The 26982-nt window shown below is 74.3% G+C and carries 19 protein-coding genes, 1 tRNA gene, 1 pseudogene and 1 riboswitch; of the genes and pseudogenes, 8 read left to right on the top strand and 13 right to left on the bottom strand.

What is annotated here, in order from left to right:
• The first annotated feature begins 10 nt into the window (after positions 1–10).
• Positions 11–2089 (top strand): sigma-70 family RNA polymerase sigma factor, encoded by a 2079-nt coding sequence (locus tag V4Y03_RS17890; RefSeq protein ID WP_332437212.1) that lies wholly within the window; start codon positions 11–13, stop codon positions 2087–2089.
• Here the strand turns inward: V4Y03_RS17890 and V4Y03_RS17885 are convergent.
• A complete protein-coding gene (locus tag V4Y03_RS17885) occupies positions 2076–5438 on the bottom strand; it encodes an ATP-binding protein (RefSeq protein ID WP_332435553.1) in 3363 nt (1120 codons plus the stop codon). The two genes, V4Y03_RS17890 and V4Y03_RS17885, sit on opposite strands and share 14 nt — an antisense overlap.
• Before the next feature lie 105 nt (positions 5439–5543).
• Positions 5544–7811, bottom strand: coding sequence for an asparagine synthase-related protein (locus V4Y03_RS17880; protein ID WP_443079876.1), 2268 nt, complete (start codon positions 7809–7811; stop codon positions 5544–5546).
• Between the two features lie 573 nt (positions 7812–8384).
• Here V4Y03_RS17880 and V4Y03_RS17875 point away from each other — a divergent pair.
• The 4 genes from V4Y03_RS17875 (at position 8385) to V4Y03_RS17860 (ending at position 13405) form a co-directional block, all read left to right on the top strand.
• A complete protein-coding gene (locus tag V4Y03_RS17875; RefSeq protein WP_332435551.1) occupies positions 8385–9866 on the top strand; it encodes an MFS transporter in 1482 nt (493 codons plus the stop codon).
• 76 nt (positions 9867–9942) lie between these two features.
• A complete protein-coding gene (gene lhgO, locus V4Y03_RS17870) occupies positions 9943–11127 on the top strand; it encodes an L-2-hydroxyglutarate oxidase (RefSeq protein ID WP_317874597.1) in 1185 nt (394 codons plus the stop codon).
• A 125-nt stretch (positions 11128–11252) separates the two neighbouring features.
• A complete protein-coding gene (gene trmB, locus V4Y03_RS17865; RefSeq protein WP_317874614.1) occupies positions 11253–11972 on the top strand; it encodes a tRNA (guanosine(46)-N7)-methyltransferase TrmB in 720 nt (239 codons plus the stop codon).
• 92 nt (positions 11973–12064) lie between these two features.
• Positions 12065–13405, top strand: a complete 1341-nt coding sequence (locus V4Y03_RS17860; protein ID WP_317874598.1) for a PrsW family intramembrane metalloprotease — start codon at positions 12065–12067, stop codon at positions 13403–13405.
• A gap of 9 nt (positions 13406–13414) precedes the next feature.
• Here V4Y03_RS17860 and V4Y03_RS17855 read toward each other — a convergent pair whose 3' ends face one another.
• The 9 genes from V4Y03_RS17855 to V4Y03_RS17815 form a co-directional block, all read right to left on the bottom strand.
• Positions 13415–14359, bottom strand: a complete 945-nt coding sequence (locus V4Y03_RS17855; RefSeq protein ID WP_317874599.1) for an aldo/keto reductase — start codon at positions 14357–14359, stop codon at positions 13415–13417.
• 97 nt (positions 14360–14456) lie between these two features.
• Complete coding sequence (locus tag V4Y03_RS17850) at positions 14457–15584, bottom strand: M23 family metallopeptidase (protein ID WP_332435550.1); 1128 nt, start codon at positions 15582–15584, stop codon at positions 14457–14459.
• An 11-nt stretch (positions 15585–15595) separates the two neighbouring features.
• Positions 15596–15742, bottom strand: a riboswitch (cyclic di-AMP (ydaO/yuaA leader).
• A 201-nt stretch (positions 15743–15943) separates the two neighbouring features.
• A complete protein-coding gene (locus V4Y03_RS17845; protein WP_332435549.1) occupies positions 15944–17155 on the bottom strand; it encodes a PP2C family protein-serine/threonine phosphatase in 1212 nt (403 codons plus the stop codon).
• Positions 17156–17313: 158 nt separating this feature from the next.
• The gene (locus V4Y03_RS17840) at positions 17314–18543 is read right to left on the bottom strand and encodes an MFS transporter (RefSeq protein ID WP_332435548.1); all 1230 of its coding nucleotides are present in this window, start codon (positions 18541–18543) and stop codon (positions 17314–17316) included.
• Positions 18540–19616 (bottom strand): PLP-dependent cysteine synthase family protein, encoded by a 1077-nt coding sequence (locus V4Y03_RS17835; RefSeq protein WP_332435547.1) that lies wholly within the window; start codon positions 19614–19616, stop codon positions 18540–18542. Before V4Y03_RS17835 ends, V4Y03_RS17840 begins: the two co-directional genes overlap by 4 nt.
• 63 nt (positions 19617–19679) lie before the next feature.
• Entirely contained in the window at positions 19680–20060 is a 381-nt protein-coding gene (locus tag V4Y03_RS17830; RefSeq protein ID WP_317874604.1) for a hypothetical protein, read from the bottom strand.
• Positions 20061–20133: 73 nt separating this feature from the next.
• On the bottom strand, positions 20134–20874 hold the full coding sequence (locus V4Y03_RS17825) for a MerR family transcriptional regulator (RefSeq protein WP_332435546.1): 741 nt from the start codon (positions 20872–20874) through the stop codon (positions 20134–20136).
• Between the two features lie 132 nt (positions 20875–21006).
• Positions 21007–21080 (bottom strand) — tRNA-Met (locus V4Y03_RS17820).
• Between the two features lie 53 nt (positions 21081–21133).
• On the bottom strand, positions 21134–21628 hold the full coding sequence (locus V4Y03_RS17815) for a rhodanese-like domain-containing protein (RefSeq protein WP_317874606.1): 495 nt from the start codon (positions 21626–21628) through the stop codon (positions 21134–21136).
• 406 nt (positions 21629–22034) lie between these two features.
• On the opposite strand from V4Y03_RS17815, the gene sigJ reads away from it, so the two are divergent.
• Positions 22035–22916, top strand: coding sequence for an RNA polymerase sigma factor SigJ (gene sigJ / locus V4Y03_RS17810; protein WP_332437211.1), 882 nt, complete (start codon positions 22035–22037; stop codon positions 22914–22916).
• A 93-nt stretch (positions 22917–23009) separates the two neighbouring features.
• Here the strand turns inward: sigJ and V4Y03_RS17805 are convergent, their stop codons facing one another.
• Positions 23010–23603, bottom strand: coding sequence for a phosphatase PAP2 family protein (locus V4Y03_RS17805; protein ID WP_317874608.1), 594 nt, complete (start codon positions 23601–23603; stop codon positions 23010–23012).
• Positions 23600–25147: a diacylglycerol/lipid kinase family protein gene (locus V4Y03_RS17800; RefSeq protein WP_332435545.1), complete on the bottom strand. Its 1548-nt coding sequence runs from the start codon at positions 25145–25147 to the stop codon at positions 23600–23602. The genes V4Y03_RS17805 and V4Y03_RS17800 overlap by 4 nt, the downstream gene beginning before the upstream one ends.
• Before the next feature lie 530 nt (positions 25148–25677).
• On the opposite strand from V4Y03_RS17800, the gene V4Y03_RS17795 reads away from it, so the two are divergent.
• Positions 25678–26478 carry a phytanoyl-CoA dioxygenase family protein gene (locus V4Y03_RS17795; RefSeq protein ID WP_332435544.1) on the top strand — a complete coding sequence of 267 codons (801 nt, stop codon included), beginning with the start codon at positions 25678–25680 and terminating at the stop codon, positions 26476–26478.
• Positions 26475–26951 (top strand): annotated as a pseudogene (locus tag V4Y03_RS17790) (DUF6309 family protein); the annotation flags it as partial. The gene V4Y03_RS17795 and the pseudogene V4Y03_RS17790, both read left to right, overlap by 4 nt.
• Positions 26952–26982 lie beyond the last annotated feature (31 nt).

Here is a 26982-nt window from a genome sequence, read left to right as displayed (position 1 = left end):
GGCTTCCGCGATGAGCGGTGACGGGCGGGACGATCCGCTGGGCAGCGGCGGCGGCGCGGAGACCGGAGGCCTGCCTTCCCGGCAGGTGCCGAGCCAGGGCGGTCCGGGCGGTTCGCCCGGGCAGGTCGAGGCGCCCGATCCCAGCGTGCCCCCGCAGCGTGAGGGCAAGGCCGGCGGGTTGGCCGCCGGACGTGGAGCGGGCCTCGGGGCCGACACCGCGTACGGGAGCGAGAACGCTCCCGGGGGCGATGCCTTCCCCGTGGATGCCGAGGGCGACGAGCCCGACACGGTGCTTCCGCCGCCCGTCGAGCTGCCGCCCTCCGACTCCGAGCTCGTCCAGCTCATGCGGGACGGCGACGACTCCGCGTACGAGGAACTGTTCCGGCGCCACTCCGACGCCGTACGCCGGTACGCCAAGACCTGCTGCCGGGACGCGCACACCGCCGACGACCTGACCGCCGAGGTCTTCGCCCGCACCCTCCAGGCCGTCCGGGGCGGAGCCGGGCCCGAACAGGCCGTCCGCGCCTATCTGATGACCACCGTCCGGCGGGTCGCCGCGAACTGGGCCAGGACCCAGAAGCGGGAACACCTCGTCGAGGACTTCGCCGTGTTCGCCGCGGACGCCGCCCGCTCCTCCGAGGTCTCCGACCAGACCGCGTCCTTCGGGGCCGGCCTCGACCTCGGCGCCGACGTCCTGGCCATGCACGAGGCCGAGCAGTCGCTCGCCATGCAGGCCTTCCGCTCCCTGCCCGAGCGCTGGCAGGCCGTGCTGTGGCACACCACCGTCGAGGAGGAGTCGCCCAGCGAGGTCGCCCCGCTCTTCGGCCTCACCGCCAACGCCACGGCCGTACTCGCCAGCCGGGCCCGCGAAGGCCTCAAGCAGGCCTACCTCCAGGCCCATGTCAGCCAGTCCCTGACCGCCGGCGGCGACTGCGCCCGGTACGCGGACCGGCTCGGCGCCTACTCCCGCGGCGGCCTGCGGATGCGGGCCGAGCGCGGCCTGCGCAAGCACCTGGACGAGTGCGCCAAGTGCCGGCTCGCCGCGGGTGAACTGGCCCACGTCAACGCCGGCATCCCCGCGCTGCTGCCGGTCGCCGTCATCGGCTGGTTCGCCGCCGGGTACTCCCTCAAGGCGGCCGGTGTCGTCGCGGGTGGGACCGTCGCCGCGGCCGGTGCGGGCGCGGCGGCAGCCGCCACCGGCTCCTCCGGGGGCGCCGCGTCGGGCGGCGCCGCCGCCGAGGGGCTCGGGGTGCCCGCGAAGGCCGGCATCGCGGCGGCCATCGCGGTCGCCGCCGCCGCCGGGCTCGTCTGGGCCATGGCCGGCGACCCGCAGCCCGTCGCCGCGCCCCGGCCCACCCAGCCGGTCGTCACCCCCGTCGCACCGGCGGAGCCCCCGCCGCCGCCGAAGGCCTCGCCGAAGCCCGTACCGCCGCCCCCGCCCGCACCGTCGGAGCCGCCCGCGCCCACGCCGACGCCGAGCCCGGAGAAGCCGTCCCCGAAGCCGAAGCCGACGCCGCCCCCGCCGAAGCCGACACCGCCGCCGCCCAGCCCCACGCCGCCGCCTCCGCCCAAGCCGACGCCGACCCCGACGCCGACCCCGACTCCCGAGAAGCCCTCGCCGAAGCCGACACCGCCGCCGCCCGCGCCTCCGAGCGTCTACCAGGTCAACGAGCTGGAGTACGGCATCTTCGGCGACGGCACCAAGCCGGAGGTCGACCTCTCCGACAGCAGCTGGATGTGGCAGCGCGGCGGACTCTCCATCGGCGACACCCCGTACGCGCACGGGGTCAGCGTCCACGCGCCGTCGTCCCTGCTCATCAACCTCAACCGGCAGTGCACGAACTACGACGCGATCGTCGGCATCGACGACCTGAGCGCCCTGCTCGGCGTCGGCGGCGTCCGCTTCTCCGTGTACGGGGACGACGAGCGGCTCTGGCGCTCCGACGTGGTCCGGCCCGGCGACCCGCCGCTCCCGGTGCACGTCGACATCTCCGGCCGCAGCACGATCCGGCTCGTGGTCGAGGAACACACGCCGTTCGGGCGGGCCGCGGTCGCCGACTGGGCGGAGTCCCGGATCAGCTGCTCCTGAGGGCGGGCCCGCCGGGGGCCGGGTCCGGGTCCGTCGTGGTGACGGCGTCGGGGTCCGGCCCGGCGGCCCCGGGCTCCGGGCTCGCCGTCGGTGTCGGTGTCGACGTCGCCGTGGGTACGGTCGCCTCCGCCACGGTCAGTACATCGTCGATCCCGAGGCCCCTCCCCGCCGCCTGCTCGGCGGCCACGCCCGGTGCGCCGAGTTCCGCGAGCGCCCGGGACGCCACCTCCTCGGCGTCCCGGATACCCGGCACCGAGCGCGGCACCCGGCCCGGCCAGCCTTCGACGGCCGCCATGATCCGTACCGCCAGGGCCGGTTTCCCCGCCTCCGACAGGACGACCGCGAGGCCCTCCGCCAGGCTCGTGGTGACGAAGTCCGCGCACTGCGCGTCCCGCGCGGTGCGCAGCGCGGACACGGCCGTCACGACGGCGTCGGCGCTCCGGCCCTCCTGCGACTCCACGCGCGCGATGAGCCCGACCATCACCGCCGCGAAGTGCGGCGGGGGCGCGCCGGTGGCGACCGTGGTGCCCGCCTTCTCCAACTGGGCGCGGGCCTCCGCCGTCTCACCCCGGTACAGGGCGAGGCAGGCCCGCAGGAAGCAGACGTACACGCTGCTGTCGCGCACGTGGTAGCGCTCCGCCTCCCGTGAGGCCTCGTCGATCCCCTTCTCGGCGGCCTCCATGTCGCCCGCGCGGAAGGAGAGTTCGGCCAGGCGGGCGACGAGGAACGGGGACTCCGCGTGCGCGCCGACCTCGCGGGCCAGGGCGAGGGCCTCCTCGTACGCCGCTCCGGCCTCCTCCCGTCGGCCGCGCATCATATGGGCCTCGGCCGCCGCGCTCGCGATCTGCGCGCCCATCCAGCGGTCGCCCACGCGCCGGGCGAGGAGGCGGAGTTCGGCCAGGTCCTCGTCGATGCCGGGCAGGCCGCCGGGCATGTCGACGACCATGTGCGTACGGAACATCAGGCTGACGCCGATCTCCCAGTCGCCTCCGTACCGACGGCAGTTCGCGACGGCGACGTCGAGGAGTGTCCGGACCACGGCCGGCTCCTCGGTGAGGTACGAGGTGAACGGCCACAGCAGGCCGGGGAAGCGGGCTGCCTCGGGGCCCGGGTCCGTGCCGAACGCCTCCCGTACGCGCCGGACGAGCGCGATCGTCTCCGGCTGCTGGAAGTCGCTCATCGTGTGGCTCTCGACGGAGAGGAAGAACTGCAGCATGCGCAGACGCATGCGCGGCCAGTAGCGGGGGTCCCCGGAGTCCTCCGGGTCCTCGCCGAGCGCCACCGCGCGCTCGACCCAGGCCAGGCCCTCGGGGCGGTAGTTGCGCAGCCACCAGAACCAGCCCATGGCGAAGACCAGCCGGTGGGCGCCGGGCTCGTCGGGGTCTGTGACGAGGGTGCGGTGCAGGGCGGCGCGGATGTTGTCGAGGTCGCGCTCGATCCGCTCGATCCACGGCAGCTGGTCCGCGGAACGGAGCCGCGGCTCCGCGGCCTCCGCGAGGGCCGTGAAGTGGGCGGTGTGGACGGCCTCGGCGGCGGCCGGCGTCGCCGGGGTCTCGGCGGCGCGCTCGACCGCGTACTCGTGGATCGTCTCCAGGAGCCGGTAGCGCATCTCCCCGCCCTCGGTGGGGGTGGCGACCACGAGGGACTTGTCGACCAGGGCGCCGAGGGATTCGGCGGCGCGCGGGGAGAGCGCCTCGGCCGCGGCCAGGTCCCAGCCTCCGGCGAAGACCGAGACCTGGCGGAGCAGGGTGCGCTCGTCGGGGTCGAGCAGGTCCCAGGACCAGTCGACGACCGCGCGCAGGGTCTGCTGGCGGGGCAGCACCGTGCGGGAACCGGAGGTGAGGAGACGGAAGCGGTCGTCGAGGCGGTCGGCGATCTGGCGCGGCGTGAGCAGGCGCAGCCGGGCCGCGGCCAGTTCGATCGCGAGCGGCAGGCCGTCGAGGCGGCGGCAGATCTCGTCGACGGCCTCCCCGCCGTCCCGGGCGAGGTCGAAGGAGGGGCGTACGGCACGGGCGCGCTCGACGAACAGGCGGTGCGCGGGGTCGGGCGGCAGGGGTTCGACGGGGCGGACCGACTCGCCGGGGACGCCGAGGGGTTCGCGGCTGGTGGCGAGGACGCGGAGCTGCGGGCAGTGGGTGAGGAGAGTCTCGGCGAGGGCGGCGGCGGCGTCGATCACGTGCTCGCAGTTGTCGAGGACGAGGAGGAACGGGCGGCGGGCGAGGTGCTCGACGAGGTGGGCGGTGGGGTCGCCCTGGGGAGGCGCGCCGTCGCGGGTGATCAGGGTGACCTCGCGGAGGCGGAGCGCCGAGAGGACGGCGCCGGGGAGGGCGTCGGGGTCGTCGAGCGGGGCGAGCTCGGCGATCCAGGCGGCCGGGCCCTCGGCCCGCAGCGCGGCCTCCTCCGCGAGCCGCGTCTTGCCGGAGCCGCCGGGGCCGGTGAGCGTGACGAGCCGGGAGCCGGTCAGGTCCGTGCGGAGCGCGGCGAGCTCGGGCTCACGGCCGACGAAGGAGGTGAGACGGGGGCGGATGTTGCCGGGCTCGGGGGTGGGGGGCGCGGGCGGGGACGCGGCGGGGGCCGCCCCGGGCGCGTGGGTGGCCCGGGGCGCGTGGGGCGGCGCGGGCGGGCCCGCGGCCGTGCCCGTGAGGAGTTCGTGGTGGAGGGCGGTGAGTTCGGGGCCCGGGTCGGTGCCGAGCCCGTCCGCGAGGGTACGGCGGGCCGACTCGTACGCGGTGAGGGCGTCGGCGTGGCGGCCCTCGGCCCGCAGGGCCCGGATGAGGTGCGCGCGGAAGGCCTCGTCGTACGGGTACGTGGTGGTCAGCTCGGTCAGTTCCGGTACGAGTCCGTCGGTGGCGCCCCGGCGCAGATCGGCCTCGACGCGCTGCCGGAGCGCCGCGAGCCGCTGCGCCTCGGGCCGGACGCCCGCCGGGTCGGGCAGGTCGGCGAGGGCGGGTCCCCGGAAGAGGCCGAGGGCCTCGCGGAGGAGGGCGGCGGCGGTGTCGGGGTCGCCGGAGTCGAGGCGGGCGGCGCCGTCCCCGGCCTTGCGCTGGAAGACGTACAGGTCGATGTCGTCGGGACCGGCGGCGAGCCGGTAGCCGGGGCCGGGGGTGGAGGCGACGGCCTCCCTGCCGAGGATCCGGCGGAGGCGGCCGACCAGAGCCTGGAGGGCGGCGGGGGCGTCCTGCGGCGGGTCGTCCCCGTACACGTCGTCGGCCAGCTCACCGACGGAGACGGCCCGTCCGCCGCGCAGCGCCAGCGCGGCGAGCAGCGCACGCAGCCGGGCACCGCCGAGGGGAAGCGGGGAGCCGTCGGGACGAAGGGCCTCGGTGGTACCGAGGATGAGATACCGCACCGGCCCATTGTGTCGGGCGGCCGGGGCGTGCGCCTCGGGGTTTACCCCGGTGGATCCCTTGGATCCACCGTCGTCATGGCGGCGTTCCCTTGCCGCCTCGGGGCCTCAGGCCGGCAAGGAGCGCGACGCCGGGATCAGGGGGCCCTGGACCGCGCGGTGGGATCGGGGTTCTGTCGTGTTGGTCCAGCAGGAGCCGCGGCGGGACAGGAGGCGGCGGAGCCAGAGTTCGGTGGAGACGAGGTCGGCCAGGCCGTCGAGGGGGACGGGTGCGCCGTCGGCCGCCGTACGGAGGGCCTCGCGGACGACCCGGGCCTCGATCAGGCCCGCGTCGGCGAGGAGCGGCGCGTCGAAGAGGGAGATCAGGTGCGGGAGCGCCGCGCGCAGGCCCGCGCGCGTGGCGGCGGCCGGGACCGCCGGGTGGGGGGCGCCCCAGCCCGGGGGCAGGTCGTGGACGCCCGCGCCCGCGAGGACCGTGCGGAGCACGCCCGCGCGTGCGTCCGGCTGGACCCGGAGCGATTCGGGCAGGTCGCGGCAGGCCCGTACGACCTGGTTGTCGAGGAACGGCGCGTGCAGACGCTGGCCGCGGATCTCGGCGGCCTGTTCCAGGACCCGGTGGTCGGCCGCCGCTCGGGAGAGGGCGGCACGCGCGCGTGCCTCACCCGGGCGCTGGACGGAGGCCGGCAGGGTCGCCGCCCGGTTGAGGCGAACCGACACTTCGGCCAGCGCCTCCCCGGTCAGCCAGCGCGCCGCGGGACCCGGCCTCGACCAGGCGAGCGCGGACAGCGACGCCTCCAGCGGGCCGAAGCCGTCCGGTGCCGTCCGGTTCGCCTCCAGGACCCGCCGGGCCGCGGCCTCCAGGCCCGTCCGGTACGGGGTACGGGCCAGCTTCCGGGCCGCCCGGTACACGGTCAGCGGCACCAGGAGCGAGCCCGCCGACGGCCCCGCGGCCTTCGCGAGGGCCGCCACGGGCCGGACCAGGGAGCGGCGCCTGCGGTCCATCAGGAGGTCCGCGAGACGGGCCGGGTGCGCGTCGAGGACCTGCTTGGCGCCCATACCGGTGAAGTGGTCGGCGCTGCCGCCCGCGAGCCGCCGCCGGTGCCGCTCGGCGGTGACGAGCGCGGGCCCCGGCTCGTCGGTGAGCGGCCCGTCCAGGGCGGCGTACGGAAGCGCCTCCTCGCCCCCCGCGACGACCACATGGTGCAGCCGCGGGTCGGCCGCGAGTTCCCCTGCCCGCTTCAGTTCCTCCTCGCGGCCCGAACCCGCGCGCGTGGCCAGGTCGTTGAAGGTGACGGCGAGCAGCCGCTCCCCCGCGCCGGTGCCGTGCCCGGTGATCGTGCCCGGCACCCCCGGGAGCCCGGCCGCGAGCAGGGCGAGCGTGCCCGAGGCGCTGCCGCCGGACAGGTCGGCGCCGATGCCGGGCGCCGGGCCCGCGCCCCGGGCCGCGCGCCGGTCGGCGGGCCCCATGCCCGGGACCGGGCCGGGGTCGGCCGGCGGGGTCTCGGGGGCGTGCCGGGGTGCGGTGAGCCGGGCCCGTACGGCTTCCACCAGGGCGTCCCTGACGCCTTCGACGGCCTGTCGGGGGTCCGTCTGGGCCGCCGCGACCGCGAGCGAGGCGACCTGTTCGTACCCGGTGATCTCGCGCGAGCCCTCCCGCAGGATCAGGGCGTGCCCCGGCGGGACCCGCCTGACCCCTTCGTACGGGGTGGAGTCGCGCAGCGCCTCGGGGGTCTCCGGGCAGGCGAGGAGCGCGGCGAGGTGGCCGATGTCGAGCTGGGCCTCGACGAGGTCGGCGAGCGGCAGGGCGGCGGTGGCGTACGCGGTGCCGCCGGCCCACGGGGTGTGGAACACCGGCCGGGCGCCCGCGAGATCACCGGTGACGGTGACCCGGCGGCCGGCCTTGACGACCGCCGTGTAGCTGCCGGGCCAGGCGGTGAGGTGCCGCAACGCGCCCCCGCGCGCGGTGAGCAGGCCGATCCGCAGTTCCTCGTCGCTGGCGGCGCAGCAGCCGAGGACGGCGAGGCGGGTGTGGTCGTCGACGGCCACCACCCGGACCTCGTCGGGCCGCCAGTCGCCGACCGCCCACAGCGGATCGGGGTCGCCCCACAGGAGTTGTGCGCCCACCGGCTGCACCGTGCGCCCCTCGGTGGCGGCGGCCCGGCCGGAGCCGGTGGCCTGGGCGGTGCCGTAGCGGTCGCCTGCGCCGTAACCGTTCCCGTATCCGGTCCCGTTGCCGTTCCCGTAACCGTTCCCGGTCCCGTAGCCGTTTCCGGAGCCGTAACCGCTCCCGTAGGCGCCGCTCACCGAGCCCGCGCGTGCCGCGGCCGTCGTGGCGGTGTTCGCGGCGACACTGCTCCAGCCCACCAGCCATCGCATCGGCGCCTCCACGTCCGTTTCGGTGGGAGACATGCTGCCACGACAACGGCGCACGGGGCGGAGTCCGGGTGCACGCGCGGGAAAGCCGAATGCGCCCCTGGCATGGGCCAGTTGGCCACAGGCGTCATTCGGCCAAATATCGCCCCTGCCCCGGGGGCGTGGACGGCGTCCGGGCAGCCGCCCGCGCGCGTACCGCCGCTCACCCGTCCTCGGCTGTCCGGGAGGCGCTCGCGCCCCCCGGAGCCGTTCGCCGCCCGCGGGGAATGGGGCGGCGGTGTCCCCCGGCCCACTGGTCCGGGACACCCTTCCCGGCCGATCGGGCCGACCCACGCGATACTCATGGAAGCGCCGCTCCGGCCGCCCCGGCGAGAGCGCACGGCCGGGCGCACGGCCACACGGCGGGAGCACGGGCCGGGCGGCCGGGACCGATCGTCGGTCGTTCACACAACAATCTCGCCATACGGAACACCGCCCCTTAACGGTAGGGATGCGGCGAACTACGCTGTGCTTACGAATGCCGCACGCCTATGCCCGGCGTCGTGGCGGCCGTCTGGGTTGTCGAGGGGTGGCGTCATGTCCAGGGAGCAACGCGGGCCGAACGAAAAGCTCGGCACGGTTCTCGCCCTCGCGGGAATCAGCAACGCCGGGCTGGCCCGGCGCGTCAACGACCTCGGTGCGCAGCGGGGTCTGACGCTTCGCTACGACAAGACCTCGGTCGCCCGGTGGGTGGCCAAGGGCATGGTGCCGCAGGGCGCCGCACCGCATCTGATCGCCGCCGCGATCGGCCAGAAGCTCGGCCGGCCCGTGCCGCTGCACGAGATCGGTCTCGCGGACGCCGACCCGGCGCCCGAGGTGGGTCTCGCCTTCCCGCGTGACGTGGGCGAGGCGGTCCGCTCGGCGACCGATCTGTACCGGCTCGATCTCGCCGGCCGACGGGCCGGGGGCGGTGGCATCTGGCAGTCGCTCGCCGGGTCGTTCGCGGTGAGCGCCTACGCGACGCCCGCGTCCCGCTGGCTGATAACCCCCGCCGACCCCTCGGTCGAGCGCGAGGCCCCGCACCCCGCGGGCGCCCCGGGCAGGACGACGGGCGCGGCGGGCCCCACAGGCGCGGGGGCGGCGGCTGTCGCCGCGGAGCACGCGCGCGTGGGGCACAGCGATGTCGCCAAGCTCCGCGAGGCGGCCGAGGACGCGCGGCGCTGGGACTCCAAGTACGGCGGCGGGGACTGGCGTTCGTCCATGGTCCCCGAGTGCTTACGTGTGGACGCGGCCCCGCTGCTCCTCGGTTCGTACTCGGACGAGGTCGGCAGGGCCCTCTTCGGCGCGACCGCCGAGCTGACCCGGCTCGCCGGTTGGATGGCCTTCGACACCGGGCAGCAGGAGGCCGCCCAGCGCTACTACATCCAGGCGCTGCGGCTCGCCCGCGCCGCCGCCGACGTGCCCCTCGGCGGCTACGTCCTGGCGTCCATGTCCCTCCAGGCCACCTACCGGGGCTTCGCCGACGAGGGCGTCGACCTCGCCCAGGCGGCGCTGGAGCGGAACCGGGGGCTCGCCACCGCCCGCACCATGTCCTTCTTCCGGCTCGTCGAGGCACGCGCGCACGCGAAGGCCGGCGACGGGCCGGCCGCGGCGGCGGCGCTCAAGTCCGCCGAGGGCTGGCTGGAGCGTTCCCGGGTCGGCGACGGCGACCCGACCTGGCTGGGCTTCTACTCGTACGACCGGTTCTGCGCCGACGCCGCCGAGTGCTACCGCGATCTGAAGGCGCCCCGCGAGGTGCGCCGCTTCACCGAGCAGGCGCTCTCGCAGCCGACGGAGGAGTTCGTCCGCTCGCACGGGCTGCGGCTCGTGGTCTCCGCCGTCGCGGAGCTGGAGTCGGGCAACCTGGACGCGGCCTGCGCGGCCGGCACGCGCGCGGTGGAGGTGGCCGGGCGGATCTCGTCGGCGCGGACGACGGAGTACGTACGGGACCTGCTGCACCGGCTCGAACCGTACGGGGACGAACCACGCGTGGTGGAGCTGCGGGAGCGGGCCAGACCGCTGCTCGTCGCCCCGGCGTGACACGCGTCCCACGGCGGGGGCGTTTAACGGCGTTGTCAGTGGGCCAGTGCACTATCGGGGGTGGGAGGTGGCTCTGGTGTTTGACTGTGACGTGCTGGTGATCGGCGGCGGGATCGTCGGTCTGTCGACGGCGTACGCGCTGACGCGCGCCGCTCCCGGCACCCGGGTCACGGTCCTGGAGAAGGAGAACGCCCTCGCGCGCCACCAGACCGGGCGCAACAGCGGGGTGATCCACAGCGGGATCTACTACCGGCCGGGCTCGCTCAAGGCCCGGTTCGCCGTCGAGGGCGCGGCCGAAATGGTCAAGTTCTGCGCGGAGTGGGGCATTCCGTACGAGGTGACGGGGAAGCTCGTCGTCGCCACCGCGCGCGAGGAGCTGCCCCGGCTGCACGCGCTCGTGCAGCGCGGCAGGGAGAACGGCATCCCGGTGCGCGAGCTGGGCCCGGCGCAGATCAGCGAGTACGAGCCCCGGGTGCGCGGACTGGCCGCGATCCACGTCGGCACGACCGGCATCTGCGACTACGGAGCGGTGTCCGCCCGGCTCGCCGAGTCCTCCGGTGCCCGCATCCTGTACGGCGCGGAGGTGGTCCAGGTCGACCGGCGGCCGTGGGGCGTCGCCGTGCGCACGGCGGACGGCCGGGTGGTGCGGGCGCGGGTCCTGGTGAACTGCGCGGGGCTGCACTGCGACCGGATCGCCCGGCTCGCTGGCGACGACCCGGGCATGCGGATCGTCCCCTTCCGGGGGGAGTACTACGAGCTGGCCGACCCCTCCCTCGTACAGGGCCTGGTCTATCCGGTCCCGGACCCGGCGTTCCCCTTCCTCGGGGTGCACCTGACCCGGGGCATCGACGGCGGCGTCCACATCGGGCCGAACGCCGTCCCGGCGCTCGCCCGCGAGGGGTACGGCTGGTCGGTCGTCCGCCCGCGCGAGCTGGCCGGCACCCTGGCCTGGCCCGGCTCCTGGGCCATCGCCCGCGCGCACTGGCGGTACGGGGCGGGGGAACTGCGCCGGTCGGTGTCGAAGCGCGCCTTCACCGAGGCCGTACGGCGGCTCCTGCCGGTGGTGGAGGAGTCGGACCTGCGCCGCGCGGCACCGGGCGTACGGGCGCAGGCGGTGCTGCGGGACGGGACGCTCGTCGACGACTTCCTGATCCGCGAGGCGGCCCGCACGGTCCACGTGCTGAACGCGCCTTCGCCCGCGGCGACGGCGTCCCTGCCGATCGGCAGAGAGGTGGCGGGCCGCGCGCTGGCGCTGCTGTAGCCGCGCACATGGCCGGTGGGCGGTCGTAGAATCAGGGCATTGTGTCTGAGCAGCCAGAGAACACCCCGCAGCCCGCCGCCGCGCCCGCCGAAGCCGTACAGCCCGTCGCGCGGCGGGGCAGTCGGATGTTCGCCCCCGGCGAGGGCCCCCTGCCCGATCCCGCCGGGGCGCACCACGAGCGCCGCATCCGGAGCTTCCAGCCGCGCCGCAGCCGCGTCACCTACGGGCAGGCCGAGGCGATGCTCAAGCGGTGGCCCGACTGGGGCCTCGACATCGACGGCAAGCGGATCCTCGACCTCGGCGAGATGTTCGACGGTCTCCCGGTCGTCCTGGAGATCGGCTTCGGCATGGGCGAGGCGACCGCGCAGATGGCCGCCGCCGACCCCGGCACCGGCATCCTCGCCGTCGACGTCCACACTCCCGGCCAGGGCAATCTGCTCGGCCTCGCCGACCGCAACGGCCTGACGAACGTCCGGGTCGCCAACGGCGACGCGATCATCCTGCTCCGCGAGATGCTCGACAAGGACTCCCTCGACGGCTGCCGGGTCTACTTCCCGGACCCGTGGCCCAAGGCCCGCCACCACAAGCGGCGGCTGATCCAGCCCGAGTTCCTCGGCCTCCTCGCGACCCGGCTGAAGCCCGGCGGCGTGCTGCACTGCGCCACGGACTGGGAGGAGTACGCGGAGCAGATGCTGGAGGTGCTCTCCGCGCACCCGGACTTCGAGAACACCCAGGCCGACGGCGGTTACGCGCCCCGGCCCGACTTCCGTCCGGTCACCCGCTTCGAGGGACAGGGCCTGGACAAGGGCCATGTCGTGCACGACCTGCTCTTCCGGAGGAAGTGACCGGGACGACAGGGCGGGGTCCCGGTCACGAACATGACCGGGTCCCGTAACTGCCTCGCCCACTGTCGGTGCGGGTCGTTAGGGTCGCTCACGTGTCGAACCCCGCTCCCGGCGAAACCACAGCCGGCCCCGAGGCCGCTCCCGTCCCCCACCGGGACACCGAGGAGCCGGCCTTCCCTGCCGTCGCCGACCGGTCCCAGTGGCGCTACCGGCCCCGCAGGGACTTCTGGCGCAGCCGGGTCTTCCGGGCCGTCACCCTGATCACCGTGCTCGCGATCTGCGCCCTGGTCATCCTGGCGCTGGTCCGCGAGCAGACCGGCACCGAGGGCTTCCTCGTCGGCCTGGGCCTCGCCGTGTTCCCCGTACCGCTGCTGATGGCCGCGTTCCGCTGGCTCGACCGGGTCGAGCCGGGGCCCTGGAAGAACCTGCTCTTCGCGTTCGCGTGGGGAGCCTTCGCCGCCGCGCTCGTCGCGATCCTGGCGAACTCCTTCGCCGTCCGCTGGATCGCGACGGCCACCGCCGACCCCGCGTCGGCGGACACCCTGGGAGCGACGGTGGTCGCGCCCGTGGTGGAGGAGAGCGCCAAGGCGGCGGCGGTGCTGCTGCTCTTCCTCTTCCGGCGGCGGCACTTCGGCGGGCTCGTCGACGGGGTCGTGATCGCCGGATTCACCGCGACCGGCTTCGCGTTCACCGAGAACATCCTGTACCTCGGCAACGCCTTCGGCGAGGACCAGGAGTTCGGCGCCTCCGGCCTCGGCTCGGTGACCGCCGCGACCTTCTTCGTACGGGTCGTGATGTCGCCGTTCGCGCACCCGCTCTTCACCGTGCTCACCGGTATCGGCTTCGGCCTCGCCGCGCTCGCGCCGCGCGGCAAGCGGCTCCGCAAGGTGCTGCTGCCGATCGCCGGGCTGCTGCTCGCCATGGGGCTGCACGCCGCGTGGAACGGCTCGGCCACGTTCGGCGGCCCGCTGGCCTTCTTCGCGGTGTACGGGGCGCTCATGGTCCCGGCCTTCGGCCTGCTGACCTGGCTCGCGGTGTGGAGCCGGCAGTGGGAGCTGCGCACGATATCCGGGGAGCTCCCGGCGTACGCGGCGGCCGGCTGGATCTCCCCCGCCGAGCCGCTCGCGCTCTCCTCGATGCGCGCTCGCCGGCTGGCCCGGGCCTTCGCCGCGCGCACGTACGGGCCGCCGGCCTCGCGGGCGGTCGGCGAGTACGAGTCCTTCGCGACGACCCTGGCGTTCCTGCGGAACCGGGCCCGGCGCGGCACGGCGGGCCCCGACTTCCCGGCCCGTGAGCAGGAGCTGCTGCACCATCTGTGGCAGCGCAGGGAGGTCGCGTCCCCCGCGCTCACGTACGCGGCGCGGGCGACGGGCCGGGCGTGGGCGCCGCCGCAGTACCTGGACTACGGCGGCTACAACCCGTACCGCAGCTAGGGCCTGTCGTCAGGCCGAGGCCTCGGTCAGGAGGGTCAGCTCGGCCTCCGTGAGGGTGAGGCCGGCGGCGGCGACGAGCGCCGGGACCTGCTCGACCGTACGCGCCGAGGCGATCGGCGCGGCGACCGTCGGGCGGGCGGCGAGCCAGGCGAGGGCGACGGTGGCGAGTTCCGCGCCGTGCGCCTCGGCGACCGTGTCGAGCGCGGAGAGCACGGCCCTGCCCCGCTCGGTGTCCAGGTGCCCGCCGGCCCCGGCGGCGCGGACGCTGTCGACGGTGGTGCCGGGGCGGTACTTGCCGGTGAGGAAACCGGCCGCGAGGCCGTAGTACGGGACGGCGGAGAGCCCGGCCCGCTCGACGGTCTCCAGGAGGGGGCCCTCGTAGGTGTCGCGGGAGACCAGGTTGTAGTGCGGCTGGAGGGCCACATAACGGGCCAGACCCTCGGACTCGGCGAAGTCGAGGGAGGCGCGCAGCCGCTCCGGGGAGATGTTGGAGGCGGCGACGGCGCGCACCTTGCCGTCCTTCACCAGCTGGTCGAGCGCGGTGACGATCTCCTCCACGGGCACCGACTCGTCGTCGAAGTGCGTGTAGTAGAGGTCGATGTGATCGGTGCCGAGGCGGCGCAGCGACTCCTCCGCACCGGCCTTGATGGTGGTGGCGGAGAGCCCCTTGAAGTGGGGGTGGGCGCCGACCTTGGTGGCGACGACGATGTCCTCGCGGTTGCCGCGGGAGGCGAGCCAGCGGCCGATGACCGTCTCGGACTCGCCGCCCTCGTTGCCCTCGGCCCAGGCGGAGTAGACATCGGCGGAGTCGACGAAGTTGCCGCCCGCGGCGGCGTAGGCGTCGAGGACGGCGAAGGACTGCGCCTCGTCGGCGGTCCAGCCGAAGACGTTGCCGCCCAGGGCGAGGGGGAAGACGTGCAGGTCGGAGCTGCCCAGCGGGCGGAGAGAGGTCATGATCGGTCAACCTTCCGCGCCGCCGGGCGTATTCCGTACGGGCTCCGGGGCGCATTCCGTAGGGGATGCGCCCCGGGCCCCTACGGGGTCCCCGACCTCAGAGGGTGAGGCCCTTGGAGCGGAGCCAGTCCGCCGGGTCGATGCCGTCGCCGCCGGGCGTGTGCACCTCCATGTGGAGGTGGGCGCCGGTGACGTTGCCGGTGGCGCCGACGCGGCCGATGGTCTCGCCGGTGCCCACGGTCTGGCCCACGCCGACCGTCATGGACGAGAGGTGGCAGTACCAGACCTCGGTGCCGTCCGACAGCTCCAGGACGATCCGGTAGCCGTACGAGCCGGACCAGCCCGCGGACTTCACGGTCGCGCCGTGCACCGCCTTGAGCGGGGTGCCGGTGGGAGCGGCGAAGTCGAGGCCGGTGTGGTGGCCGGAGGACCACATCGAGCCGGACTGCATGTACGTGGCGGTGAGGGTGTAGGAGGAGACGGGCAGCGAGTAGCTCGCGGCCAGCGCGGCAAGCCGCTCGGCCTCCGCCTTCGCCCTGGCCGCCGCCTCCGCCTTGGCCTTCGCTTCCGCCTCGGCCTTCGCCTTGGCCTCGGCCGCCGCCTTCTCCGCCGCGTCGGCCTTGGCCGCCGCCTCGGCCGCGGCCTTCTCGGCCGCCGCCTTCTCCGCCGCGGCCATGTCGGCCGCGTCGGCGGAGGCCTGCTGCTGCTCGGCCTGCTGGAGGATGCGGGCGCGCAGGGCCTCGCCCGCGTCGCCGGTGCCGACCGCGGTCCTGTCGAGCTGCTCGGCCCCCGCACCCTGCTGGGTGTCGGCGCCCTGCTGCTCGTCGAGGGTGGTGTACGTGGCGGCGGTCAGCGGGTTCGGGTTGGCGCGGGCCGCGCTGACCGTCTCGGGGGTCTCGTCGGGGAGGAGGTCGCCGACGCCCGGGAGGTCGTGGGCGTCCGGGAGTCCGAGGTCCGGGAGGTCGGGAAGGTCCGGAAGCGAGATCGCGACCGGGGGCTTCTCCTGCGCGGTGGCGAGGCCGCCGGCGCCGACGGCGGCGATGACACCGACGCCGAGGACGGTGGAGGAACGGGCGAAGTTGGAGCGCTGCTTGACGACCCGGTGCCGGCCGCCGGCGCGGAGGGATCCCTCGGTGGGGTTCCACTCGGTGTCCGGGGCGGCGGGACCCGCACCACCACCGAAGGCATCGAAGGGGGCTTCGGGTACGGGAGTGTTGGACGCCACGAAGGCGCGCTCCTTTCCTTCCTTCTCGCCTACCGGGTTAGCTGACGGGTTCGGAGCAGGAAGGTCTCCTACGGGCACGCTCGCACAGGTGCGAAAGGCCCGATTCACCCCAAGTAGTGGTTCCCCGGTTCCTCTTCAGGATTCGGCGCGCGCGCACGGTGCCGCCTCTTGCGACGGCTGAAACGACCGCGCTGCGTTATCGAACGTTAATAGACAGGGGCTCCCGATTCCAAGCCGTCCCTCTTGATCATTCATTGAAATGGTAGAGAATGGCCCGAGTTGACCCCGCTTCAGAAAGGGGCCGCGGAAGCCGAGCGATCTGACGTTATGTCAATTGTTATCGCAGCGACACCCCGCGACTACGAGCGGTGACCGGGCCCGCCCGGCGGCACCACCGGCATCGTCCGCCGCCGCCCCTGCTGCCCCTCCGACGGACGGCTCACCGCGAGCAGCGCCATGTCGTCCGTCGACCCGCCGCCCGTGTGCAGCCGTACGTCGTCCGCGAGCGCGTCGAGCAGTTCCTCGGGACCCGGGAAGATCCGGCCGGCGAGCCGCGACACCGGGTCGTAGAAGACGCCCGCAGCGTCCCGCGCCTCGGAGAGGCCGTCGGTGTAGAAGAGCAGCGTCGCGCCCGGCGGGAACGGCCGCGCCTCGGCCCGGTCCGGCCACCCCGCGAGATCGCCCATGCCCAGCGGCAGCGCGGGCTCGCCCGGCTCCAGCGAGTCGAGCCGCCCGTCGCCGTACAGCATCAGCGGGGGCGGGTGGCCGCGGTTGACCACCCGTACGAAACCGCCGAAGGTGCCGCTGCCGTCACCGCGCGGGATCTCGGCGAGGACGGCGGTGGTGAACCCCTCGAAGGCGTCGAGCCCGTCCCTGCGGGTGCCCTCCCGGGTCAGCGCCCGTTCGAGGCGCTGCGCCACGCCCTCCAGGTTCCGTTCCTGCTCGGCCGCCTCCCGGAACGCCCCGATGACGACGGCGACCGCCTCGACCGCCTCCATGCCCTTGCCCCTGACGTCCCCGAGGACGAGCCGCACCCCGTAGGGGGTGTCCTGGACGGCGAACAGGTCGCCGCCGATGAACGCGTCCGCGTGCGCCGCCTCGTAACGCGCCGCGCACTGCAGCCCGCCGATCCGCTCGGCGGGCGTCGGCAGCACCGCCTTCTGCGCGGCCTCGGCGATGACCCGCGCCGAGGCGAGCCGTTCGCCGCTGCGGCGCACGACCCGGTTGATGAGGAGGGCGAGCGCGGAGACGGTGACGACGGTCAGGGTCTCGGTGAGGGCCGGCACATCGTCCGCGGTGCCGTTGGAGAGGTGCAGCCCGACGGAGGCGAGGACGGCGGCGATCCCGGTGAGCAGCGTCGTGAGCATCGAGAAGAAGGGCGCGGCAATCAGCGGGGCGGCGGCGAGCATCGGCGAGGCGGTGTACGGATCCGGCGTCGCCACGTCGAACACGACACCGCCCACGATGAGCAGCGGGGGCAGCGCGCGGATGAACCGCCGGGCACCGCCGTACTCGGGACGGCCCTCGCCGCCCCGCCGCCTGCCGCCCGCCGCTCCTAGGGGGTGCCCCACCTGTGGTCTCCTGCCCGGTCCGTACCCGGCCGCGGTCCGCACCGCGCCCTCCCAGGGTGGCCGCCGCCCCGGAGGGCGGCGACTTCCACGGGGCCGACTGGCGTACGGACGGGGCGGCGGGCGGGCGGGGTGGACGCTCAGACCCTCGGCCCCGCTGCTCAGTCCGCCGGGGCGGGTTCCTCCGCCAGGCGCCCGCCCCGGGCGAGCAGCGCCATCGCCCCCGCGCACCCCAGGCCCACCGCGCACAGCGCGAGCCACGGCAGCGCCGACCACCCGGTCACGTCGAGCAGCGCGCCCGTGCCCAGGTTCCCGAGAGTGATCCCGATCCCGCACACCGTGTTGTAGAGCCCGTAGTGGGTGGCCACCCAGCGCCCCCGGGACAGCGCGACGACGGTGTCCATCTCGTAGGGGTAGAGCACCGCGTTCGCCACCGCCAGGACCGCCGCGCACAGCAGCAGCCCCACCGGCCCCCGGCCGAGCGCGGCCGGGACCAGGAACGCGCCGCCCATCAGGGCGAGCCCGAGGACCAGACACCGTTCCCGGCTCAGCCGCCGCTTGCACCAGGCGGTGATCCGCAGCTGCCCGGCGAGCGCGACCAGCGCCGAGACGACGAAGAGCGCGGTCGTGGGGCCCGTCCCGCCGGCCGCGAGCGGCAGCGCCAGATAGACCTGGAAGGACAGCACGTACGAGCCGGTCATCGCGAGCGAGAACAGCCAGAAGGTGCGGTGGGCGAGGACCGTGCGGAACTGCCCCCGCGCCTCCCCGGCCCGCGCCGCCTTCCCCGCCCTTACGGGCATGTACCGGAGCTGTACGAGGGTCAGCCCGGCGAAGAGGACCGCCGCCACCACGCACGTCAGCCGGAACGACACCCCTGTCAGGGCCACCCCGACGAGCGGCCCGAGGAGGATGCCCGCCTGGTAGTAGACGTTGAACAGCGCGAAGGCCTCCACCCGGCGCTCCTCCCCCGCCTCCGCCGCGAGGCAGGCCCGTACGGCGGGGTTGAACAGCGCCCCGGCGAGCCCGGTCGCCAGCGAGGCGGCGATCAGCATCGGCAGCGACTGCGCGAAGGCGAGCGCCCCGAAGCCGACCGTCCGCAGCGCGCAGCCCGCCACGATGAGCGGTTTGAAGCCGAGCCGGTCGGCGAGCGCCCCGCCGACGAGGAACATGCCCTGCTGGGAGAGGTTGCGGGCGCCGAGCACGAGCCCGACCGCCCAGGCCGCCATGCCGAGCCCGTCCGCGAGGTGCGCGGCCAGATACGGCATCAGCATGTAGAAGCCGAGGTTGATGGTGAGCTGGTTGAGGAAGAGGAGCCGGACGGCCGGCTCGAAGGTACGGCTCTGCTTCCAGACGCCGCCCCTGGACTTCGCGGGTGCGGTCGCCGTCGTCACCGGACACGCTCCATGGCCTTGCGGGTCCAGCCGTCGACCGGCACGCCGGTCTCGTACCCCGCCGGGTCCTCCCGTACGGGCCCGTCGAGAAGACCGTGCGCCGCGCAGAACTCGTCGTTGAAGACGGTGTCGAAGTACCGCTGCGGCCCGTCCGGGAAGACGGCCGCGATCCGCGTCCCGCGCGGCCGGGTGCGGGCCAGCCAGCCGGCGACCAGCGCGACCGCGCCCACGCTCCAGCCACCGGTCGCGAACTGACGCGAGGCCAGGCGGCGGGCCGCCCGTACCGCCTCGGCCGGCCCCACCCAGTGGACCTCGTCGAAGGCCCCGTGGTCCACGTTCCCCGGGTGGATCGAGGAGCCGAGGCCGCGCATCAGCCGCTCCCCGGCGGGCAGTCCGAAGACGGTGGAGCCGATGGAGTCCACGCCGACCAGTTCGAGCGCGGGGCTGCTGGTGGCGCGCAGCGCCCGGGAGATCCCGGCCGAGTGGCCGCCGGTGCCGACCGCGCAGACGAGGACGTCGATCCGGTCGAGCTGCCCGGACAGCTCGGCGGCGAGCCCGGCGTAGGCGTCGGGGTTGTCGGGGTTCCCGTACTGGTTGGGCCACCAGGCCCCGTCGAGGCCCACCAGGAGTTCGGCGACCCGGTCCATCCGGGCCTGCTGCCAGCCGCCGTGCGGGCTGGGCTCCCGTACGACGTGGACCTGGGCGCCGTGGGCGACGAGCATCCGCTCGACGATCGGTTCGAGACCGGGGTCGGTGACGACGTGCACCGGGTGGCCGTGCAGCACCCCGGCGAGGGCGAGACCGAGACCGAGGGTCCCTGAGGTGGACTCGACGATCGGGGCGCCGGGCCGCAGCTCACCGCGCCGGCGGGCCTGCTCGACCATGTAGAGGGCGGCGCGGTCCTTGATGCCGCCGAAGTTGAAGCCTTCGAGCTTGGCCCAGTAACCGTCGTCGGTCCGCAGGACGGGCGTGTTGCCGACGGTCTGCTCGGCGAGCGGCAGCAGGCCCCCGGGGAGGGTCCTGCCGGGCGGGGTCGTGCCGGGCAGCGTCGTGCCGGGCAGCAGGGTGTTCATCGAGGGGTACGTCCTTGGGGTGGCATGCGGAAGGGAACCTGGTCACGCGGGGCATGACCCGGCTCAGTTCCGGTCCACTCCGAGGGCGATCAGCAGCCGGCCCGGCTGCGGTCCGGGTCCCGCCCTGCCCCGGACGCAGCGTGCGCGGGGGTCGTCGCGGAGGTCGGCGGCGTACGGGAGGAGTACGGCCCCGCCGGCGTCCGGCGCGGCGAGGGGCGCGGCGGCGGCCTGTGCGGGGAGGTGGGCGTCGAAGGACCAGGCGTCCCCGGACTGCTCGCAGCCGTGCGGCAGGGCGGGGGCGGAGGCGAGGGCCGTCGCGCCCGAGGGCGGCAGCGCGTGCCCGTGCGAGCCGTGGCAGACGCTCACGAGAAGGGCGAGGAGAGCGAGCAGGACGAGGACGGCGGGCGCCCGCCGTCGTACGTCCGTCACGCGTTCGTCACTCATGGTGCGCGTGACACTACGGTGGGGTACCGCGTGGCCGCAAAGAGGCGGGCACGGTTTTGGCCACCGTTTACTTCTACAGGTTCCGCTCCGCGTAGATCTCCAGCGCGTCCCGGACGAGGACGGCGGTGCCCTCGCCGTGCCTGTCGTAGGTGGCGGTGAAGCGCGGGTCGTCGACGTACATGCGGCCGAGACCGATCACGTACTCCTTGCTCGGGTCCGTCGTGGCCGAGAGCCACGCGACCTGGCGTCGCGCGATGGCCTGCACCTCGTCGCCGCCGGCGGGCAGCCCGTCCTTGAGGGCCCGCCCGAAGTCGCGGGCGATGCCGGCCTGTTCGTCCATGAAGGCCTTCTTCCGCGCGGCGTCGAGCGAGCGCCACCAGCGGTCGCCCTTGGCGTACGCGTCCCGGCCCCAGCGCTCGGTGACCTCCTCCTCGTACGCCGTGTGGTCGAAGCCGTCGAACACTTCATCGGCCATGAGTTCTTCTCCGTTCTCGGTCTTGTGGAGAGTGGTCCGCACGGACGCGATCCGGCGCCCGAGACGCTCCCGCTCCTGTTCGAGGAGGGCGAGATGGGTCCGCAGGGCCGCGGACGTGTCGCGCTGCCCTTCGAGGACCTCGGCGATGGCGGGCAGCGAGAGCCCCAGCTCGCGCAGCAGCAGGATGCGCTGCAGCCGCACGAGCGCCGCCTGGTCGTAGTACCGGTAACCGTTCGCGCCGATCCGGCTCGGCTCCAGCAGTCCGCGCTCCCCGTAGTGGCGGAGGGTGCGACTGGTGGTGCCGGCCTTCTTGGCGATCTCTTGGATCGACCACTCCATACCGAGAACGCTAAATCTTGACGTTGCGTAAAGGTCAAGCGCGATCCGGGGCAGCGGAGCCCCGGGACGCATCCGCGCACACGACGAAGGCCCGGATCCAGTGACTGGATCCGGGCCTTCGTTGCTACTGAGTAGCGGGGACAGGATTTGAACCTGCGACCTCTGGGTTATGAGCCCAGCGAGCTACCGAGCTGCTCCACCCCGCGTCGGTAAACCTGACTCTACGGCATGACCGGGGCGATCACGAAATCGGTTGGCGTCAGCAGCCGCAGTCGTCGGATCCGACCGGCGCGGTGAGGGGGTCCGCGGCCTTCTCCGCGGGCCCTTCCCAGGTCTCGTACGCGAAGCCCTCACGCACCCAGTACTCGAAACCGCCGAGCATCTCCTTCACCTGGAAGCCCAGCTCCGCGAGGGCCAGCGCGGCGCGGGTGGCGCCGTTGCAGCCGGGGCCCCAGCAGTACGTGACGACCGGCACGGACCGGTCGAGCAGCCGCTCGGCCTGCTCGGGGACGAGCGCGGTCGGCAGGTGGACCGCGCCGGGGACGTGCCCCTGGTCCCAGGAGGCGGTCGAACGCGAGTCGATCACCACGAAGCCCGGGTCGGTGCCGTCGGCGGCGGAGGCGGCGAGCACGGAGGCCACGTCGGAGACGTCCGCGTGGAAGGCGAGGCTCGCGGAGAAGTACGCGGCAGCGGCGGCGGGCGGGGCCGGCGGGGTGCGGAGTACGGGGTTGACCTGCGTCGTTGTCGTCGTCATGGTGATCAATCTACGGACGATGACCACCGCGCTGAAGGAGGGATTCACGGCGGCCGGACCCCTCGGCCGGGGAATCCCGGGCGTTCGGCCCGGGGCGGCGTGGATCTCACACACCGGGACGGCACGGGCCACCACCCTCCCTTTTCGGCCATCCGCAGCGTCCGTGTCACATCGTGGGGGTTCGATCCGTCATGACGGCATGACGGCACGCGACGTACGCGAACGGGGAGACCGACGAGTGGAGCAGGACCGGAACGACCAGGCCGACGGCGGCCGGGCCGACGAGGGCGAGAAGCGCGACGGCCGGGGCGGGAACGACCGGACCGGCCACGACCGGGGCCACGGGGCCGGCGACGGCCACGGCAGCGGCCACGGCAGCAGCAGCGGCCACGGCGACGCGGACCTCCTGGCCCGCCGCTTCGAGGCCGACCGCCGCCACCTGAGGGCGGTCGCCTACCGGATGCTGGGCTCGCTCAGCGAGGCCGAGGACGCCGTCCAGGAGGCCTGGTTCAAGCTCAGCCGCAGTGACGTCAGCGCGGTGGAGAACCTCAGCGGCTGGCTGACCACCGTCGTCGGCCGCGTCTGCCTCGACATGCTGCGCTCACGCGGCTCGCGCCGCGAGGACCCGCTGGAGTACTACGTCCCCGACCCGGTCGTCCGGGTCGCCGACACCACCGACCCGGAACACGCCGCCGAGGTCACCGAGTCCGTCGGCCTCGCGCTGCTCGTCGTCCTGGAGACCCTGTCCCCGGCCGAGCGGCTCGCGTTCGTCCTGCACGACATGTTCGCCGTGTCCTTCGACGAGATCGCGCCGATCGTGGACCGCACCCCGGCGGCCACCCGCCAGCTCGCCAGCCGCGCGCGCCGCCGCGTCCAGGACACCACCCCGGCCCCGGGGCCCGACGCCCGGCGGCAGCGGGAGATCGCCGACGCGTTCCTCGCCGCCGCGCACGGCGGCGACTTCGAGGGACTGCTCGCCGTCCTGGACCCGGACGTGGTGCTGCGCGCCGACGGCGGACGGACCCTCGCGGCGGTGTCCAAGGTGGTCCGGGGCGCCGAGGCCGTCATCGCGCAGGCCCTCACGTACGCCAAGTTCCGTACGGGAGCACTGCCGATGGTCGTCAACGGCGCACCCGCGGTCCTGTCGGTCAAGGACGGGCGGCCGGGCGCGCTCATGGCGTTCACGATCGCCGGGGACCGAATCGTCGAGCTGCACATCCTGGCGGACCCGGAGCGGCTGGCAGCGCTGGACCTCACGGAGGAGGAACTGGCCCGCGCGACGTACTGACACCACTTGGCACGGCCTGGCACGGCCTGACCCGACCCGACCCCGGCCTGGCACGGTCCGGCGCGAACGGACACGAACCTCTCTGACGCCCGCTCACTTCCCCTTGGCGGCCGTCAGGGAGGCCCCGACGACCAGCGAGACGACGGCGCTCGCCATGCCGAGGACGGCGCCGGCGGCGACATCGCCCGGGTAGTGGACCCCGGTGTGGACCCGGGAGTAGCCCACGCCCATCGCGAGCACCTGGAGGGGCACGGCCGCCGGGGGCAGCACGACCCCCACGGCGGTGGCGAAGGCGACCGCCGAGGCGGTGTGCCCGGAGGGGAACGAGGCCGAGTCCGGCATCGGCACGTGCCGGCCCACCACCACCCGGGCCGCCTCCCGGTCCGGCCTCGGCCTGCGCACCAGCCGCTTGCCCAGCAGGTTGGCCGAGGCCGAGGCCACGGCGATGGCCCCGAGCCCGGTGAGCGCGGCCCGGCGCGGCCGGCCGGGGAAGAGGGCGAGGGAGGCCGCCACAGCGAACGAGATCTTGGAGTTGTTCGCGGCGGTGGAGAGCCTGCGGAGCCCGGTGTCGAGCGTGGGCGTGGGCGTGGCGGCGACGGCGGCGTAGACGGCGCCGTCGATCGCGCGGAGATCCTTCAGAACGGCCCGGAGCGGGCTGGTCGTGGTCGTCCCGGTGGTCCCGGTCATGTGCCGCTCCTAGGTGCGGGGTGACGATGGTGGAGGGAGGGGAAGGCGAGCTGGACGACGCGCAGCCAGTCCATGCGCGGCGGGGGGTCCAGGGCGCCGGGCCGGTGCCGGGGCACGAGCACCCGGAGGGCGAGGGGACGGAGGGTGCAGACGACGGGGGTGGGCAGGACGAGGGCCTCACCGTCGACGGCGACGGCGATGGAATCGCTGCCACCGTCACCCCACCCGGGCCCTGAGTCAGCCCCTGGCCCTGAGTCAGACCCCGAGTCAGCCCCTGGCCCCGCCCCGAGCCCTGAGTCCGGCCCCGACCCCGGAGCCCTCCCCAGCTCCGACCCCGGCCCGGGAGCCCTCCCCAGCACCTCGACCCGCGCGGCGGTAAGGACGTTCAGGCCGGCCGCCTGGGTGCCTCGTACGGCCATCTCGGCGGCGTCCGCGGCGCCGTCGACGCGGATGCCGATCACCCCGAGGGCGCCTCCGTCCAGGCGGGGCCGCCGTGCGGTGGCAGCGCCGAAGGGGTCGGGGGTGGCGTACGGGTTGTTGCTGACGAGCAGGGCCTGCTGGGCGGACAGCCGGGTGCCGTCGGCGGTGGCGTCGAGGCGGTCGCCCTCGCCGCCCTGGAGCAGATCGGGCAGGACGGTGAGGGCGGTGCCCGCCTTCGCGTCGCGGTACTCGGGAAGCTGGACGACATCCGCGTACACGCCGAAGGAGACGGTGTTGACGAAGGGCCGGCCGGAGACGGAGCCCAGGTCGACCCGGAGTTCCTCGCCGTCGACGAGGGCGTCCAGACAGGTCGCGGGATCGTCGCGGTCGAGGCCCAGGTCGAGGGCGAAGTGGTTACGGGTCCCGGCGGAGACGACGAGGAAGGGCAGGTCGTGGTCGGCGGCCACGGCGGCGACGAGCGCCTGGGTACCGTCGCCGCCGGCGACCCCGAGCAGGTCGGCACCGTCGGCGACGGCCTGCCGGGCGAGCGCGGTGACGTCGGTGTCGGCGGAGGGGTCGAGCAGGATGACCCGGGCGCCGAGCCGCTCGGCGCGCTCGACGAGCCCGAAGCGGGCGACCTTCCCGCCGCCGGACTTGGGGTTCATGATGAGCACGGGTCGCCGGGGCCGGGGCCGCCGCTCACCCCGGGCGAGGTCGGTCCGGGTGTTCTCCGCGCCGGGGGTCCGGGGGATCCGCAGCGCGGCACGGGCGCAGAGCAGGGCGCCGCCCCACAGCCCGAGGGCCACGAGGGCGGTGAGCCAGAGGCCGCCGACGACGTACAGACAGAGGACGGCGAGGGGCGCGCCGACGGCGAGAAGTGCGCCGAGCACCCGCCGGGCCCCGCGGTGGGCGAGGAACCACCAGATCCCGACGGCCGAACAGGCGAGCCCCACGAGCCCGCTGAACAGGATGACGATCCCGCCCGCGCCGACCCCCGCGAGCAGGAAGACGACGGCGGCGCAGGCAGCGGCCAGCGCACACCGGGCGAACCGCCTGGCCTCCCCCACCGGATCGACGGATCCGCTCACCGCCACCGACTCCACCTCCACGTCCGGCGTCCACATCCCAGATTCCCCCACGGTGCCCCACACTGCGCCCGGGAGGCCCCGGTTGCCAAAACCGTCACCCCGAACGAGTCCGCACACCCCCCCACCCACCTCAACGCAGAAATGCCCCGGCCGGTTGAACGGCCGGGGCGTTTCCTGAAGTCCCGGTCAGGACCGGATGGGTGATGCCGACCGATGTCGCGCCGTCCGAGCCGGCCTGGTCAGCAACGAGCTATGACTTGCACGTGCCCTGCCGGCGAGCTACCCACCACTCATGGACGTGACCACAGCCAGGGTGCCGCCTCCAAGGACAACTTCACATACGCGCGTGCGGCCGCTCCAGCGATCCCGGGTCGGCGGCCTGCCTCGCGGGCGTCGTCCACACCGGCCCGGTGTATCCCGCGTGCGGCTGTCACCCGGGCACGTCGATTGCCACTTTCTGGCCATTCATCCCGTCATGCGCATGACGCGCATCGGCCGTGGACAGGAAACGCCGGACGCCGGGGCAACCGTGAAGCACCATCCGAGTGAAGCATGGGTTCTGACACGTGAATGTCACACACACCAATGAGGTTCGGACGGAGAACTTCGTCGAGGACGGCTTTCTGGTCCTTCCCGGATTCCTGCCGGACGACCTCGTCGACCGTCTCGTGCCGGAGGTCGACACATGGGTGGAGAAAGGCTGGCGTCAAGAGGCCATCGATGCCTGTCTGCGTTCCGGGGCCGAGCCGCCGCAGGTGGTCGAGCTGGACCTGGAGGCGCACGGTGAACTCGCGGTGTACCCGCCGCTCATGGACCTGCTCGGCCACCCCGACCTGCTGGGGGAGTCCTTCGTCTTCCACCACCTGCACAGCGACCGGCGGCCGGCCGGGGGAGCCGGCAAGAGCTGGCATCACGATTACGAGCAAGGGCCTCAGCGAGACCGTCGATTACCGATGATCCACGCCCTGCACTACATCGGCGGACTCAAACCGGAGCTGGGCGGCTTGGCCGTCCTGCCGGGCTCGCACCGGGAAGTCGCGGAGAAGAACGCCCGGAGCCACCTGGGCACGGCGGTCCTGCCGGGCGAGGCACTCATCGACGACTTACCGCCCGGGTCCACCGTCGTACTCCACTCGGCGCTCTTCCACACCCGCCGGGCCCCGTCGGCGCCGCAGACGGAGACCGGGCCGCGCTACATGATCGACGGCTCGTACTGCCGTACGGGCACCCTGTGGCCGCCGGTCAAGCCCTACTGGCGCCAGGTGCTGGCAGTGGCACGCTCGCGCGGTCTGGGCTCAGGACGTCCGGATCTTTTCGCCGAACGGCACTTCCGTGAATACGAAGAGGCGGGAAGGCACATCGGGTGAGGGTTCTGGGAGCGGTCCGATTCGAGACGGTCATCGGCACATTCGCCCAGGAGCACCCCTACGACGCGTCCGACCAGGCCAACACCAACGACGAGGCCGAAGGGCACATCCGCAAAGGGCAGCGGGAGCTGGGCGGCCGCTGGCATCACGTGTTGCTGGAGGGGCCGGAAGTGCGCGGTGTGGTGCTCCCCTGGCACCTGGGCGAGGACGGAGAGGTGGAGCTCGTCCCCAAGGCGGGGCTGACGGTGGCCTCGGCGGCCGAGCGGCTGGCGGGGTTGGGCACCTCGTACGCGCGCTCCAATCCGTTGTGCGCGCTCAAACTCGCCCGGCAGAGCACGGCGCCCCGCCGTCCGCTGTTCCTGAGCACCCGGCCCGTTCCGGGACCCGACTACGAAGACCTGGCCGTCCGCGAGGGGTTGATCCATCTGGACGGACTGCACCGCATGCTCGCCTGGGACCAGGCCGGACGGCTGGTGTCCGGCAACTGGTTCCCCGCCTACGTGG

It is taken from the genome of Streptomyces sp. P9-A4 (assembly GCF_036634195.1).
Taxonomy (GTDB): Bacteria; Actinomycetota; Actinomycetes; order Streptomycetales; family Streptomycetaceae; genus Streptomyces.
Note: the sequence above shows the minus strand (reverse complement) of the source record. Positions and strands in the feature narration are given on the sequence as shown.

Coding starts and splice junctions, on each gene's coding strand:
- V4Y03_RS17890 (WP_332437212.1), top strand. CDS start 11: ATGAGCGGTGACGGGCGGGACGATCCGCTGGGCAGCGGCGGCGGCGCG.
- V4Y03_RS17880 (WP_443079876.1), bottom strand. CDS start 7,811: ATGCGATGGCTGGTGGGCTGGAGCAGTGTCGCCGCGAACACCGCCACG.
- V4Y03_RS17875 (WP_332435551.1), top strand. CDS start 8,385: ATGTCCAGGGAGCAACGCGGGCCGAACGAAAAGCTCGGCACGGTTCTC.
- trmB (WP_317874614.1), top strand. CDS start 11,253: ATGTTCGCCCCCGGCGAGGGCCCCCTGCCCGATCCCGCCGGGGCGCAC.
- V4Y03_RS17855 (WP_317874599.1), bottom strand. CDS start 14,359: ATGACCTCTCTCCGCCCGCTGGGCAGCTCCGACCTGCACGTCTTCCCC.
- V4Y03_RS17835 (WP_332435547.1), bottom strand. CDS start 19,616: ATGAACACCCTGCTGCCCGGCACGACGCTGCCCGGCACGACCCCGCCC.
- V4Y03_RS17830 (WP_317874604.1), bottom strand. CDS start 20,060: ATGAGTGACGAACGCGTGACGGACGTACGACGGCGGGCGCCCGCCGTC.
- V4Y03_RS17825 (WP_332435546.1), bottom strand. CDS start 20,874: ATGGAGTGGTCGATCCAAGAGATCGCCAAGAAGGCCGGCACCACCAGT.
- V4Y03_RS17815 (WP_317874606.1), bottom strand. CDS start 21,628: ATGACGACGACAACGACGCAGGTCAACCCCGTACTCCGCACCCCGCCG.
- V4Y03_RS17805 (WP_317874608.1), bottom strand. CDS start 23,603: ATGACCGGGACCACCGGGACGACCACGACCAGCCCGCTCCGGGCCGTT.
- V4Y03_RS17800 (WP_332435545.1), bottom strand. CDS start 25,147: ATGTGGACGCCGGACGTGGAGGTGGAGTCGGTGGCGGTGAGCGGATCC.